We start from the raw sequence: 14,891 nt of genomic DNA, 5'->3' as shown, positions 1-14,891 counted from the left end.
TACAAGACCAATTTTTTTCTAATAGTATAGCTTGTATTGATTGCCTCATGAGGCTTCTAGCGATCGCCCTCCCGGAAAGTGACAGAAGAGGGTTACTAATGAGTGTAGAGTACTTAAGCTGGGTAATGCCCAGCTTATTTATTTGACGCTATAAATTTTTATGGACAAAGTTAATTATCAACTAAATAAAGCAGAACTACGCCGCACTCTACTCAAAACACGTCAATCAATGTCCGTTGGAGAGTGGAGAGAAAAAAGCGATCGCATTTGCTCCCATTTACAAAACTCTACTTTGTTTACCCAAGCAAAAACAATACTCGCTTTTTTCAGTTTTCGTCAAGAACCAGACCTCAGTCCACTATTTGCAAACACCAAATACCGTTGGGGATTTCCTCGCTGCGTTGATAAATCCATATATTGGCATATTTGGACACCTGAAGATTCTGTCCAAAATGGCGCTTATGGCATTACTGAACCACACCCCGACGCTCCAATCTTAGATGCTGCCGAAGTAGATTTGATTCTCGTTCCAAGTGTAGCTTGCGACTATCAAGGATATCGTTTGGGTTATGGCGGCGGATATTACGATCGCTTGCTCAGTTTACCGCAGTGGCAGACAAAGCCGACTATCGGAATTGTCTTTGATTTTGCCTATTTGTCTAAAATACCTATTGAACTTTGGGATAAACCACTACAAGCTGTTTCTACGGAAACCGGATTGACTCAAAAAGATTGAAGAATTCAGGATAATGAAGACACATCATCAAATGTTTTAGATTTTTGATGATAGGTTACGATAAAATTAATCAAATTCTCAAGTAAAGCCATGTCTGACTCAGTTCAGTATGTCACTAACGCACAGGGAGAAAAAGTTGGAGTACTGTTAGATTTAGAAACTTACCAACAGCTAACCAACTTGTCTGTAGATTCTGAATTATTGATTGGTTTAAGCCTAGATGAGTTGCAAGCTTTAGCGGAAAGCTCTTTATTTCCCAGAACTCAGATACAATTACAGGAATTACTAATTAAAAATTCTGAAAATAATTTGTCAAATGAATAAACTGAAACTTTAGACAGATTATTAGCACAAATTGACCAATTAAATATTATTAAAACTAGAGCTAGATATACATTAAATATTTTTATAAATAAACAAAAAGTAGCGTGAGTGTTTACATTACTGTTGAATTAAAAAATAAAATTCGCAGTCATTTTGCTAATTTGTGCGCTTACTGTCGCTCTGCTGAAGCTTTAACAGGCACTACTTTTGAATTTGAGCATATCATTCCCTTGTCTGCTGGTGGGGGGACTGTATTTGAAAATCTATGTTTGGCTTGTCCATCTTGTAATCGTTATAAAGCAACTCGTCAAACAGCAATTGACCCCAAGACTCAGAATGAGGTTAAATTATTTAATCCACAACAGCAATTGTGGACAGACCATTTTACTTGGAGTGAAGATCAGGGCTATTTCATTCTCATCTAGTCCGCCTCAGAATGAATTCTGAGTCTAATAGCGAAAGTCGTCTAAAGACGACTAACAAAAGATTATAGTCCGTTTTAACGGACTTTAGCTATTAGCCCTGAACTGAAGTTCAGGGCGGTTTCTGTCTAGAACGAAATAGCCCTGAGTGAAGATGCTACAGAAATTGTCGGAATTACATCTGTAGGAAGATCAACAATTTTGGCTTTAAAAATGAATCGTCTGCAATTGACTCGTGTGCGGAAAATGTGGGTGAGAATGGGTGAACATCCACCAAATATTTGAGCAAGTGCAAAATATAAAAAGCAAGTTGTAGTCTTATAAAGTAAGCTGTCATAAATATTTACAAAACTCGGAAAGTTATTAATCAAATGCTGAATTGGAAAAAATCACGATCGCAAATTCTGCTAATATATGGGCTATTGGGAGCGATCGCACTGCTGATGCTCTTTCCTTTACTGTGGCTAATTAGTACATCCTTAAAATCGCCTACGGAAAATATTTTTCAGTCGCCGCCACAGTTGTTACCCAGTCAACCAACACTAAATAACTTTTTTAGTGTGTGGAACTCTCTACCTTTTGGACAATACCTGTATAACAGTACTTTAGTGTCAGTGCTGACTGTGGGCTTAAATCTGCTGTTTTGCGCTTTAGCTGCGTACCCGTTGGCAAGATTGTCCTTTGTGGGGCGAGACTGGATTTTTGTAGCCATCGTCTCCACGATTATGATTCCCTTCCAAATCGTGATGATTCCCCTGTATATTTTGACAGTCAAGTTGGGTTTGACAAATAGTTATTTAGGGATGATTTTTCCGAGTTTAGCTTCTGCCTTTGGTATTTTTCTGTTGCGCCAAGCTTTCATGAGTGTCCCCAAAGAGATAGAAGAAGCCGCCCGAATGGATGGCAGTTCGGAGTTAGGTTTGTGGTGGCATATCATGTTACCAGCAGTTCGCCCAGCACTGGTAACTTTAGCTATTTTTGTATTCATTGGTGCTTGGAGTGACTTTTTGTGGCCTTTAATTGTCATCCAAGACGAAAATTTATACACTCTTCCCTTGGGAGTCGCAAAGCTAGCAGGGACATTTTCCCTTGACTGGAGGTTAGTAGCTGCTGGTTCAGTGATTGCGATCGCCCCAGTATTATTACTATTTTTATTTTTACAACGTTACATTGTACCCACAGAAACTGGTAGCGGCGTCAAGGGTTAAAAATCTCTCTCCCCATGCCCAATGCCCAATGCCCAATGCCCAATGCCCCAATTCAATAAGCACCAGTCTTTTTCAATACTACCCAGATAGTTTTAATAATCAGACTCAGGTCATAAGTTACAGACCACTTGCGTTGATAATCTATATCCATCTTGACAATAGTTTCAAAGTCTGTGATGCTGGAGCGCCCATTAGCCTGCCATTCTCCAGTAATACCTGGTTTGACTCGCAATCTATCCCAGTGGTGTAGATCGTAATGGCTAACTTCATCAAGAGTAGGTGGACGAGTACCAACTAAACTCATGTCTCCTAACAAAACATTCCAAAATTGGGGTAATTCGTCCAAGCTAGTACGCCGCAAAAATTTACCCATAGGAGTAATGCGAGGATCGTCAACAGACTTAAAGATGTGACCTATGGCTTGGTTTTCAACCAAATGCTTGAATTTATCGGCATCGACGATCATCGAACGGAATTTCCACATGCGGAAAGTTTTTCCGTTCAAACCACAGCGAATTTGGGAATAAAGTATTGTACTTGGATCATGTATAAAGGTAGCAATTACTACGGGAATTGCTACTATAAATGTAATAATCAACCCCACAATAGCTCCAACAATGTCAATTAATCGTTTTCTGGCGCTTAAAGTTGACGGATGTGAAGGCTGTTGCGAACAATTAACTGAATAAAGATAAAGATTATTCACAAGGGCTAAGTTATCTACAACAGGACTTTTTGTATCAGTAGTGTAGACATGAACATAATTTTTAGGTGATTTTTACTGTTTTTGTCATTCCTACCGAGTGTTAACATACACAAAATTCAAAGAATATAAAAACCTAAAATCCAAAGTTTACAGAATCTTTCAATTAAGATGGTAGATTATAAATCTACAGTGTTTTCAGCATTATTTTTTCCATAAAATACAAAAGATAAGTGTTATTCGTATACATCCAAAAAATTACAATTATTAGAGCCGAGAGTCGCATGAGGATGCGACCGACGTAAAATCGGCAGATGCGTTGTTTAGGCATGGGGATGCCAGAGGAGAGCGACGGTAAACCCGTCTACAGCCCTGGCTTATGAATGCGTTGTACCTTGATGAACCTCTAAAACGAAATTCACTGTATATGGTTCCTCCAGTGATTGCTGATTACTAGCCCTGATCGCATCTAAATAGCGGCGCAAAGACAACAGTTGTTGGGAATTGGGACGATAAGTGAGACTCCCTTGTTTTTCAAAAAGTGATGTCGTGGCGATCGCCTGATAGTCGGGATTTTCTTGCGAACTCTGGGTAAGCCAGGTTGAGTCTGTGACTGAAGGTATCAAACCCGAAGGTAGTTCGCCTGACAAAAAAGCTAGCAGGCGTTGCTGACAAGTACGAGTATTGATCCCACGACCCTCAAATAAGTGGATAACTTCACCGAAAGATAAGGGTCGATCTGGTAGCAGGCGCAGCAATTCTGTAAATAGGAAATAATCAGTGTACTGTTGCCTCGGTATATCTAATATCTGGGGATTTAAAGGCAGCATCGCCAAACCATAGGCAACCCGACTGCAATTAGGAGCGCCGTTTTCGCCGAGATATAAATCTTGAATAATCTTAGCGTTGGGGAGTTTTTGCCGTAGCCATCGGTTCACCGTGCTGATACAAGCCACCCCACCAGTCAGGATAGCTTGATTAATTGCTTCTGTAGGGATACCACGAGCTACCAATAATTTATTGAGTTCTCGGTTCAGGCGGCGCACAAAGGGGATAAATACCTGACTTTCTAAGTCTCGTCGCTGCAAAATCCACTGCTGATCGGCCAATTCCAGGGTAAAAGAGTCTTGGTGTTGCAAAATCAGCTTTAGGGCAAGTGCCGCATCTAATACCGCCTGTCCTAACAGAGAACTTTCTAGACGCTGCTGGAGGCGAATCCGAGCGATGATATCTGGTTCTCCGACTTTGGGTAATTCTAATTCTTCCAACCCTAAACTCTGCCAACGCATTTGGTCTAAACCGGGAATTGACGGTTGCCATTGCCAAGGATTACTGGTGATGGTTTTGCGATCGCTTGATGTTTCTGGGCGTGATTGCCGAGATTTAGGTGGCAAAAGTAGCTGGCAGATTATATCTTGTTCAATTCCCTTGCCAGCATAGGCAAAACTGTGGAGCATGAAATCATTGTATGTCAATTCCAGCAGGGTTTCTGGGATATCGACCAGCAACATTTCTGTGGCAGCTGTCCCAATGTTAATCACCAAGGTGTTGCCAACAATGGGATGTTCGCTGGTTTTTGCCGGATGAGAACCTTGACTATCACTTAACTTTACTTGCTCACCGTTAGCACCATCCAGTTCCGGGAGTAGACTAGCGATCGCTTCTTCCACAAAAAAGACTTGCTGCGGATGTTGAATCAGTTTGCTAGTGAGTAAAGCTTCCCGCACGTTAAAGCGGTATTGTTCCGACCAGCTAGATGGACAGGTACAAATTACACCAGCAATATTATTGATAATCTGCGGAAAATTTTCTTCGCTGATCCCAACAGCAGCAGCCATTAAACTAGGGGTGGTACTAGTATGATCAGATTTGAGGGTTAATAGTAGTTTAGAGAGCGATCGCACAACCCAAATCAAAGGGCCTGCCGAAAATTCATTTAATTGCAAAACAGGTTCCCATTTTTCCCGTTCACTCTTATAGGGAATGGCTACTTGTAAATAGGGCTTCAACTGCGCCGAGTAGAGATTATTTGTCGTCGGTTCTGCTGTTGATATCGGTGTTGCAGGAGTGGTAGCCAAGTGGTCAGGCACTTTATCTTGGGCAACAGCCGCAGGTGCTGTCTGCTCATGTGCTTCGATACTTTCGTTTTCACCTTGGGGTATAGAAGCTGTAGGCAGATAAACCTCTGTTGGTAAACGAAACGATTGCTGGAAGGAAATTGTTCCCGGCGGATTTTCTGCTGACCAGTAGATAGGATGTACAACAAAAGTCGAGCGATTTAATAATGCGGCGGAAATTCCTGTTGTACCTAAATCAATTCCTAAATACCAGACTGATTCTAGAACATTGAGCGAAACTTCTGGATTATTTATGGAGTTGGAAATTGCAGGTAAAGAACTTTCTTCAACAGGAGTTGTGACTTGCTTTTTTTCAGTTTCTACCAGGGGAACTGCCAAACTGGAGAAAGCCGCAGTTGAGGTATTTTCTGCTATTTGGAGATTTTCTGTTTGTGGCTCAGGGGAAGTTGTGGCGATCGTGTCTTGAGTGTTACCAATCACTTCCGGGTAAATATCCAAGTTAGTCTCTGGCTGGAACTCAGAATTTAGCTGCCGATCAAAATTAGCCAAATCCCGATCTAATTCCTGCAACTGTTCTGCATCTAAATAAATATCAGGTACGGCTGGAGACTGGTTTGACTCAACAGAAAGCAAGTTTTCCTGGGGTGAAGCAGTAATGTAGTTATCTGAAGACGGTTCTGGCTGATCATCGTTAATTAATACTTCCGATGTGGCAATACCTTCTGGTGCGTCTGCTACGCGAACGGTAGGCTTTGCCAACGCAATTTCTACTACTTCTGGAGTAACTGGGGCTGTAATTGTGGCATTATCCACAGAGAATAATACTTCCACCAGTTGCTGCTCACTAGCTGGATCAGCCAATAGGTCAGTTAGGGTATTAATTGTATCAACACTAGCTGGCTGAGTGCCGAGTTCCACGAGCAAACTTTCTGTTTGTGGCAAAGAGTTGCTAAAAGGCGAGTCTAGGTCAGTATCCTCTTCAAAAAATAGCTCTTCCTGTGGCTCGGATAATGAATCTGTGGTTTCTACTAAAGTTTCTTGGGTTGAAAGACCCATATCCACTGTTGGAGGGACAGGTGCCCCCTCAGCGATATTTAACGGTGATGGGGAGGCTGTAAAAGCAGATAAGTCAACATCGAGGCTTGAATTATTAACATCACCAGTACCAAACAAACTGGCGTAAAGTTGGTCTACTTCATCACCAATTAACGTAGAAATATCTTGCGGTAATTCGGTTGGGATTTTAGAAGATTGAGAGGAGTGTAAACCAAGCTGCAACAGCGCTGCATCTAAATCTTCTGTGAGGGTAGTCTCCTGTGGCTCAGAATTAATTGTGAGTGAAGATGAAGTTTCTGGCTGTATAAGCTCCAACGTTTGGGGCGTAACTTCAGCAGCGATCTCGGCGGGATCAGCCAATGATGGAGGTGTCTCAGATTCTACCCCCAGAAAAGATGACTGAGAACTAGGGGATTGTTGCTGCAAATTCTGGGTCAAATTGTTGAGAAAGCTGGCCATCAGCTGTTCACCTTGCATCCCCTTGCTATGCATTCTTGCCAGTGCTTGCGACAGGGATTCGTAATAAGTATTAATGTTGCGCTGTAGTGCCTCAAAGACTACATTCACCGTCCCATCTAGTGATAATAGACGTTGATCCAACTCCCTGGCCAAATGGGTTAACCGCTCTCCAACGTCTGGTGATTCTAAAAAAGGTTGAGTTGCAGAAATTGTTGGTTCTGAGTTGGTGTGATTAGTTACTCCTGATGAAGTGGGGGAATTTGCCAAATTCTGTCCTACCAGTGGCGTTAAAGTTGGCAGAAGACGACTCATCAGTACTTGTAAAAACTCAGTAATCATCTGATCCTGGTTTGTCAACTGCTGCGCTAAGGAGTAGTTTTGCAATCGCCTTTGCTCTAGCTGCCGAATTTCCTGTATGAGAGTGCTTCGCTCTTGCAATAGTCCTTCTAATTCCGATCGCAATGGCTGAATCAATCTGGAAAATTCACTTTTTAATTTTCCTGCTTCAACAGCACTCTGTTCCTGATTGGGTTCGAGCTGCGGTAGTGGATACTGGTTATAACCTTGATCAACTAATTTTGTTAATAAAGGCGATGGCTCCGCCAACGCCAAGGGCGAACGCGATTCTTCAGAAGACTGATTTGGGATGCCCCTCTCTAATGCTTCTTTTTCTTGTAACCTCATCAAGAAGACGCGAATTCTTTCTAAGACTTCTTTAGGCTCTTGCGCCTGACCAGACAGAAATTTAGACAGGCGCTTGCCACCGTTGGCAAGTAAGTTGTCAATGTCTGCGATCAGCATTTGAATTTCATCTGCACTGGAAGTCACTTTTCTTACCTTACCTATAAATGTATGTCAACTAATATGACAATTACTTTACAATCACCGTACCCCTATGGGGAAGTAAGCTACACGCAGCCTCGACCAGAGGAGAAGTTTTGAGTCGCAAAAGCCGCTACTTGGACTTGTGACTGTCATTATGTTATGGATTACTGGGAGTCGTGGCAATCTTCAGTCAGCGTTTGTTTGAGAAGCTTAGTACAGAATTTCATCAGTTTGTAGCGAATTCTCTGCGCCCCTGTGCGCTTGTCTCAGCGTCCCTCTGCGTTTAAAGAAGCTCCGAATTTCGGAAATGCAATACTTAGTTTTGCAGATCATTGGTTGCCTATTTTTGAAAATCGCTAAAATACCTGAGCAATAATTTACTCACTTTAGTATCATTAATGTTGTTTGCCTATATTCTGAACTAATCAAGTTTTCAGTGCAGCTAGCCCTTAAGCAATACTTCCGCAGGCTATAAACTACTTTTTGCAAAACTTTTACCCCGTTTAAACTTATAGGTAAAGATTATTCAGAAAAACCTTCTTGTCGTTTTCTGTATGTAGCATAGTTTAGTTTTATCTTTGAAAGGGAGCTGTGCTTTAATAGCTGAGGCTAAAAATGGCGCTCTTGTTTGTTGTGTGTATATAGCAGCTTAAATAAAATGTCGTAATGGAAGACCGATATAGCTTGCAAGCACAGGCTAATCCCTGGATGATCACCTCGGCTCCCTTTTTTCAAGGGTTGCCAGAAACTGCTGTGGAATCAGCCCTGATGCATCTTGTCACCCGCACTCACCCAGCCAATCAGGTGATTCTGCTGGAAAATGACTGGGGCGGTTCTGTGTATTTTATTCTGGACGGATGGGTAAAAATTCGCACCTACAATCTGGAAGGAAAAGAGGTAACGCTGAATATTCTTGGTAAAGGGGAATTGTTTGGTGAAATGGCCGCACTAGATGAAGTACCTCGATCCACAGATGTGATTACCTTGGCCGCGACGGTAATTGGCAGTATGCCTGCTCAGGATTTTGTCAAGTTACTTCAGATAGAACCCTTGGCGGGAGTTCGATTGGCCCAACTAATGGCACGACGTTTGCGGCAAGTAAATCGCCGATTGCGGTTGCGGGAATCTGATAGTCAGTCAAGGGTGGCAGATACATTGCTATTTTTGGCAGAAGGACAGGGAAAAAAAGGGCAAACAGGAACCGAAATCCCCAATTTACCTCATCGGGAATTGAGCAGTTTGAGCGGACTGGCGCGGGAAACGGTGACACGAGTGTTGACAAGGCTAGAAAAAAAAGGCTTGATTAGACGAGATCAAGACAGTCTTTGTATTCCCGATTTGTCAGCATTGGAAAGAATGATAGTGTGAAGTACCAACTGGGGACTTACGGCGAATCAGTTATTGAAGAAGAATTCAGAAGTCAGAATTCAGGAGCGCAGCCGGAGAGGTTTCCGTTAGCTCCGGTCAGAATCAATCAGTCGGGGATTCAGACCCGCGACTTTCTTGTTGACCACCAAATTGAAAATTTGGTGGGGGTCTTAAACCCATTTATTTATTCATCCGCTTTTTCGGTCAGAAAACATTGCTGAATTCTGACGCCTCGGCGGAGCGTCTCCGGCTCCGGTCCTGACTCCTGAATTCTGTTCGGATAAATTATTAGATGTCAAGCAAGAGAGGAGTACGACGTAAATATGGTGGGACTACAACTAGGCACGGATTCAGAAAAGGTGATTTTGTCCAAGCTATCCAAGGAGTAAAACGTTTCTTGGTTGGGTTAGTGGAGACACTGAAAAACAAGTTTCAGTTAGCGATGGTAATTGGAAAAGATTAGGGCGTGCGAATCGTTCGCTCGAAATGAGTAGTAATGCTCAAGGATGAGCGGCAAGGGAAAAGAGCCGGGATAACCGGAACAGAACCTTGACAACTAGATGACCGTGAGGGTGACTCCAAGGAAATCCTAGAGTACGAAAGAGAAATCCCTCCCCGCAGGTGCAGCGGTGACAGCATCACCCCCAGAGTAGCGACTTGTCATCAATCTCTGAAGCGGGGTGAAAAGGAGGTAAAAACTAGTAGCCTAAAACTGGTTCCCTTCGAGCATGAACCTATGAGTAGCATAAGCGAAGACGTGCCTAAACCATCGTCACTTTTAACCAGTGAAATAAGGCTTTTCGCACTGGAGCCAAAAAGGCAAAGGATAATGGGCTGGCAAGTGTCCTATTGACCAGCAAGCACCCCTAACAAACCCGGTGGATAGCGTCATCTCTAAAGGTTCAACCTACGGTCATCTGGAACGAGTTACCTACTGTTTGCTCTTGGGGGTCGATACTCAAGCAGGTACTAACCGTATGCAACAGATAGGCAGGATTGAGTCATAAGCGAATGCCCTGTTGTAATGACAAGGACATGCTGACAGACTCACGGTGATTTGGAATGTAGAGTCACAGTAGCAATATATATGTCCATGCTCTTGAAGAAGCAAAAGGGAAAATGTACTTACTGCGGACATTACTTCCGAGAGGAAGATGTACTGGAGATTGACCACATAATTCCCCAAATAAAGGGAGGAAAAGATGAATATAAAAATCTTCAGATATTACATAGACACTGCCATGACAATAAAACAGCCGAGGATGGTTCGGTTGGAGGTCTGCATGACAAGCACCAAATCATTGAGGAGCCGGATGAGCTGAAAATCTCACGTCCGTTTTGAAGCCGAGCATGAGGGGCGACTCTCATGCTTAGGTTAACAATGTTCCGTTAAGAAAGTTAAGTTAATACGACGCTCAACTGGACTAATTATCACTGCGACTAAAGGAGCCATTCCGGTCTTGGGGTTTTCCCAAGTAAAGCAAGTGGCGTTCGCTCGTGTCGCTTCCATCTCAGCACGCTTCGTGACTGAGTTTCCCGCATACCGCAAGGTCTTATGAGTATTTTAGATTCTCTACCAGATGAGCCGGAGGAAGATCCATCGACTGAATCTCCAACTCCCCAGAATCATTGGTTAGACAAAGAACAGCAGTTAATGCCTCCTCAACTTAAGGCTGATGCGCCCTTGAGGATGGTGGAAACGGCGTTTTTAGCCAGTACCGCTAGCTTGATTTGGTTTATTAATTTCTATTTTCCCTTAGGCCCAGTTTTGCGGATATTTTTTCCGGTGCCGATCGCTCTAGTTTATCTGCGTTGGGGCAAACGTGCGGCATGGATGGCAGCACTCACCTCCGGGTTACTGCTGACGGTACTGATGGGGCCAGCCCGCAGTTTGCTGTTTGTCATGCCCTACGGGTTCATGGGCGTGCTTTTGGGAGCGACGTGGTATCGTCGTCGTGTTCCCTGGATTGTTTCTATCACCTTGGGTACGCTGTTGGGTACTTTGGGAGTCTTTTTTCGGCTGTGGTTGCTGTCTGTTTTGTCGGGTGAAGACCTGTGGATTTATGTGATTACCCAGGTAACTGAGTTCATTGAGTGGGTATTTTTTAGCTTGAGTTTATTGGCGAGTCCCAGTGTGTTTTTAATTCAAGTGGGAGCGATCGCTTTAATTGTACTCAACAACTTTATCTACCTTTTTGTGGTACACCTAGCAGCATGGTTGCTTTTTGAACGCTTGGGCAACCCTATTCCCCGTCCACCACGCTGGGTGCAAGTCCTCATGGATTATGAAGGATAGTTATTTGTCATTTGTCATTAGTCATTTGTCCTTTAGACCTCTTGCATAAATCAAAAATAAGAACCCCACCCCGCCAAAGCTACGTTTTGTCTCCCCTCCCCGCTTGCGGGGAGGGGTTGGGGGTGGGGTGTTAGGGACTTTTGCAAGAGGTCTTTTGTCCTTGCTTAAATAACCTGAGTTCGGGATAAGCTCAAACCCTCATTACGCTGTTACATTATTCTGGTATTGGTCAACGCCCTTACGTCGTTTCAGCCATTCAAGGTTAAATAAACCTCCTTAACCCGAACTAACGTTAAATAATCAGTCCTAACTAATCACCAATGCCCAATGACCCATGCCCAATGACTAATGACCAATGACTAATGACTTGATTAGTATTTATACCCAAAAAGAACAGGGGGAAGAATGGCTACGACGGTATCGTGGCTGTCTACCCGTATTTGCCTGTGTTTTAGGATTTACTGAAACTGGTTTAATTCCAGGGATTTCAGCAGCTGGTCGCACTCCCGAAGATCGGAAATATACCGCTTGTGCCGATGCCGAGTTTTTGTTTTACGGGGCAGAACATAAAGCCCAATATACCCTACCACCATTGGCGGCTGGGGCTTCACCAGTGCTGATTTCTCGCGCTGTCTTTGAATCATTAAAGATACCAGTTCATTTGTTTAATGCTGGTTTACCCCAGCCTCCGGCTGTGCCAGTAATTGATTTGGGTGGCGCTCCTGCTAAGTGTTTAAGTGGAGGTGCTGCTATGGAAATCACAACGGTACACCACTTGTTTGAACAAGGGCTACTTTGGGGAGAACGCCTTGCTGCCAATATCCAACAGGGGTATCTGATTGTCGGTGAGTGCGTCGTTGGAGGCACCACAACTGCCCTGGCAATCTTAACTGGTTTGGGTATAGAAGCTGCCGGAAAAGTTAATAGTAGTCACCCTGTTTGTAATCACACACAAAAGTGGGATTTAGTGCAAGCTGGACTGGAAAAGATGATGGGGAGTAGAGTCCAGGGAGAGATAAACTTCCAATCTCCAATCTCCAATCTCCAATCCAAAATTCAAAATTCCGTAGATCCTCTACAAATCGTCGCTGCCGTGGGTGATCCCATGCAAGTGGTGGTAGCTGGGATGGCGATCGCAGCTAGTCGTAGTTGTGGTGTAATGCTAGCTGGTGGCACGCAAATGCTGGCGGTTTATGCGCTGATCAGTGCGATCGCTCAAGCTTACACTTTATCATGGCAACCAAAAGCAGTAGTTGTAGGCACAACTCGCTGGGTGGCAGAAGACCCGACTGGCGCTACAGTTGACTTAGCTCTCAGTTTAGGAAAAGGCAGCTTAACTCAGAGTGGAAGAACCCCTCCCTTATTAGCAACTCATCTAAGCTTTGCCGATTCTCGTTATCCCCAACTGAGAGCTTATGAGCAGGGCTTTGTCAAAGAAGGTATGGGTGCTGGAGCAGCTTGCATAGCCGCCCATCTTAGCCAAGATTGGCAGCAACACCAACTTTTGGCAGCCATTGAAGCCCAACTTGAACGGCTAAGTACAGCATCTCATTAGCTTGTAGCTAATTGGGTACGTAAGTCACGCTTACGTCTGCGGGAAGGTAAAGCGCTGATGCGATCGCGTCTATTAAGCAGGATCTATCCCTTTGAGTCATTCCTGAGCGTCAACGGCAAGCCCGTTATTGAATACGAAGTCCGGAAAGGGGAAGTGAAGAAAGGTGACGTACTCCACTTTAATTTAAAACCAGCATTTTCGGGTTTGCTTGAAGTTAAAATACTATAACAGAATATTTGTTCGTTTCCTCCACATCCCTTTTTCCCGTGCTTTGCACATTCAAAAAGGCATAAGCCTCATACTCACACTTCTAAAAGTGAGTGTGAGATGAATGCTGATCCAGCTAAAGTGTCATTAGTCCCTTTATGACCAATGCCCAATACTTCTCTACGAGAGGCTGCGCCAACGGCAACGCTACTTCGGCTGCACTACTTCAGATGCACTCAGTACAAGTTAGTATAAGTGCCCAATGCTCAATGACAATAACTAATCGTGTCCCAAGTTGTTTTAGAAAACGTTTATAAAAGTTTTTCCCCACGTAAAGGGGGAAGCGTGACCTCACAAACTCAATCTCCCCTGACGCCTGGGGAGAAAACTGATGCAGCGCTAGAGCGTGCAGGAAGTGTCAACGTCTTGCGGCGGATTAACCTGACGATCGCAGATGGCGAGTTTATGGTGCTGGTGGGGCCTTCTGGTTGTGGTAAAAGCACTCTGCTGCGGCTAATCGCTGGTTTGGAAGTGATGACTGGAGGCAATATCTGGGTAGGCGATCGCTTAATCAATGACCTACCTCCCAAGGAACGCGACATCGCAATGGTGTTTCAAAATTACGCCCTCTATCCTCACATGACGGTGTATGACAACATCGCCTTTGGCTTACGCCGTAGGGGAAGCAGGGGAGCAGAGGAGCAGGGGAGCAGAGGAGAAAATACTTCTTATCTTCGGACGTGGGCAGAAAATCTCTTCGTGGGGGCGACAAGAAAGCTACCTAAAGGACTGCACTACATTTCTCACAAAGAACGAGCCGTAGATGAACAGGTGCGTAGTGTTGCTCAACTGTTGCAAATTGAAACATTGCTGAATCGCTTACCTAAACAGCTATCTGGCGGACAAAGACAACGGGTTGCATTAGGGCGAGCGATCGCGCGAGATCCCCAAGTGTTTTTAATGGATGAACCGCTTTCTAACTTAGATGCCAAACTGCGGGCCGAAACCCGCGCCCAAATTGTCAAATTGCAGCGCCAACTGGGAACAACAACAATTTACGTTACCCATGATCAAACAGAAGCGATGACAATGGGCGATCGCATTGCGATTATGTCCGAGGGTAAAATTCAGCAAGTCGCTTCTCCCTTAGAACTTTACAACCGCCCTACCAACCTTTTTGTCGCAGAGTTCATTGGTTCACCACCGATGAATTTTATTCCTGTGGAATTTCATGCCCCGCAGTTGATTACTCATTCCCAGTTTCGTTTCACCCTCCCAGAAGTCTGGGGGAAAGCCTTACAACAATATGATCAAAAAACTCTAATTTTAGGCATTCGCCCAGAACATTTGAATTTGAGTATGCCTGCCACCAAAAATATCCCGGTGCAAGTAGATTTGGTAGAGAATCTTGGCAACGATTCCTTTCTCGCTGTTAAGATTGCCGAACCCGGATCTCAAAGAGCCACTACAGCCAATAACCTACAAGTGCGAATACCACCGGACAGATTTGTCCAAGTTGGTGAGCAACTTTGGTTATCGCTAAATCCAGAGAAAATTCACTTTTTTGACCCGGAAACCGAGTTAGCGATATTTCCCTAAAACTATCCGCGCCTAATTGGGAAATCAAAATTTTCATGCACTTCTGAGAGGAACT

Annotated in this window: 12 protein-coding genes; 10 read left to right on the top strand and 2 right to left on the bottom strand. The window is 43.9% G+C overall.

What is annotated here, in order from left to right:
* Positions 1-160 precede the first annotated feature (160 nt).
* From V7K36_RS06380 to V7K36_RS06365, 4 genes are all read left to right on the top strand, one after another.
* A complete protein-coding gene (locus V7K36_RS06380) occupies positions 161-736 on the top strand; it encodes a 5-formyltetrahydrofolate cyclo-ligase (RefSeq protein ID WP_335114143.1) in 576 nt (191 codons plus the stop codon).
* Between the two features lie 90 nt (positions 737-826).
* Positions 827-1,060, top strand: coding sequence for a hypothetical protein (locus V7K36_RS06375; RefSeq protein WP_335114141.1), 234 nt, complete (start codon positions 827-829; stop codon positions 1,058-1,060).
* Positions 1,061-1,164: 104 nt separating this feature from the next.
* On the top strand, positions 1,165-1,485 hold the full coding sequence (locus tag V7K36_RS06370) for an HNH endonuclease (RefSeq protein WP_335114139.1): 321 nt from the start codon (positions 1,165-1,167) through the stop codon (positions 1,483-1,485).
* Between the two features lie 368 nt (positions 1,486-1,853).
* A complete protein-coding gene (locus V7K36_RS06365; RefSeq protein WP_335114137.1) occupies positions 1,854-2,690 on the top strand; it encodes a carbohydrate ABC transporter permease in 837 nt (278 codons plus the stop codon).
* 52 nt (positions 2,691-2,742) lie between these two features.
* On the opposite strand, the gene V7K36_RS06360 is transcribed toward V7K36_RS06365, so the two are convergent.
* Both V7K36_RS06360 and V7K36_RS06355 read right to left on the bottom strand, forming a co-directional pair.
* The gene (locus V7K36_RS06360; protein WP_335114135.1) at positions 2,743-3,396 is read right to left on the bottom strand and encodes a sugar transferase; all 654 of its coding nucleotides are present in this window, start codon (positions 3,394-3,396) and stop codon (positions 2,743-2,745) included.
* Positions 3,397-3,770: 374 nt separating this feature from the next.
* Positions 3,771-7,814: a hypothetical protein gene (locus tag V7K36_RS06355; protein WP_335114133.1), complete on the bottom strand. Its 4,044-nt coding sequence runs from the start codon at positions 7,812-7,814 to the stop codon at positions 3,771-3,773.
* 663 nt (positions 7,815-8,477) lie between these two features.
* On the opposite strand from V7K36_RS06355, the gene V7K36_RS06350 reads away from it, so the two are divergent.
* The 6 genes from V7K36_RS06350 (at position 8,478) to V7K36_RS06325 (ending at position 14,836) form a co-directional block, all read left to right on the top strand.
* On the top strand, positions 8,478-9,179 hold the full coding sequence (locus V7K36_RS06350; protein WP_334944997.1) for a Crp/Fnr family transcriptional regulator: 702 nt from the start codon (positions 8,478-8,480) through the stop codon (positions 9,177-9,179).
* On the top strand, positions 9,176-9,400 hold the full coding sequence (locus tag V7K36_RS06345; RefSeq protein WP_335114131.1) for a hypothetical protein: 225 nt from the start codon (positions 9,176-9,178) through the stop codon (positions 9,398-9,400). Before V7K36_RS06350 ends, V7K36_RS06345 begins: the two co-directional genes overlap by 4 nt.
* An 866-nt stretch (positions 9,401-10,266) precedes the next feature.
* Complete coding sequence (locus tag V7K36_RS06340; protein WP_335114129.1) at positions 10,267-10,521, top strand: HNH endonuclease; 255 nt, start codon at positions 10,267-10,269, stop codon at positions 10,519-10,521.
* 213 nt (positions 10,522-10,734) lie between these two features.
* Positions 10,735-11,475 carry a DUF2232 domain-containing protein gene (locus V7K36_RS06335; RefSeq protein ID WP_335114127.1) on the top strand — a complete coding sequence of 247 codons (741 nt, stop codon included), beginning with the start codon at positions 10,735-10,737 and terminating at the stop codon, positions 11,473-11,475.
* 355 nt (positions 11,476-11,830) lie between these two features.
* Positions 11,831-13,030: a nicotinate mononucleotide-dependent phosphoribosyltransferase CobT gene (gene cobT / locus V7K36_RS06330; protein ID WP_335114125.1), complete on the top strand. Its 1,200-nt coding sequence runs from the start codon at positions 11,831-11,833 to the stop codon at positions 13,028-13,030.
* 492 nt (positions 13,031-13,522) lie between these two features.
* Positions 13,523-14,836, top strand: a complete 1,314-nt coding sequence (locus V7K36_RS06325) for an ABC transporter ATP-binding protein (RefSeq protein ID WP_335114123.1) — start codon at positions 13,523-13,525, stop codon at positions 14,834-14,836.
* Positions 14,837-14,891: the final 55 nt, after the last annotated feature.

The organism is Nostoc sp. (assembly GCF_036919555.1).
Taxonomy (GTDB): Bacteria; Cyanobacteriota; Cyanobacteriia; order Cyanobacteriales; family Nostocaceae; genus Nostoc.
This window is presented reverse-complemented; position numbering and strand designations above follow the sequence as displayed.

Coding starts and splice junctions, on each gene's coding strand:
- V7K36_RS06380 (WP_335114143.1), top strand. CDS start 161: ATGGACAAAGTTAATTATCAACTAAATAAAGCAGAACTACGCCGCACT.
- V7K36_RS06375 (WP_335114141.1), top strand. CDS start 827: ATGTCTGACTCAGTTCAGTATGTCACTAACGCACAGGGAGAAAAAGTT.
- V7K36_RS06365 (WP_335114137.1), top strand. CDS start 1,854: ATGCTGAATTGGAAAAAATCACGATCGCAAATTCTGCTAATATATGGG.
- V7K36_RS06350 (WP_334944997.1), top strand. CDS start 8,478: ATGGAAGACCGATATAGCTTGCAAGCACAGGCTAATCCCTGGATGATC.
- V7K36_RS06340 (WP_335114129.1), top strand. CDS start 10,267: ATGTCCATGCTCTTGAAGAAGCAAAAGGGAAAATGTACTTACTGCGGA.
- V7K36_RS06335 (WP_335114127.1), top strand. CDS start 10,735: ATGAGTATTTTAGATTCTCTACCAGATGAGCCGGAGGAAGATCCATCG.
- cobT (WP_335114125.1), top strand. CDS start 11,831: ATGACTAATGACTTGATTAGTATTTATACCCAAAAAGAACAGGGGGAA.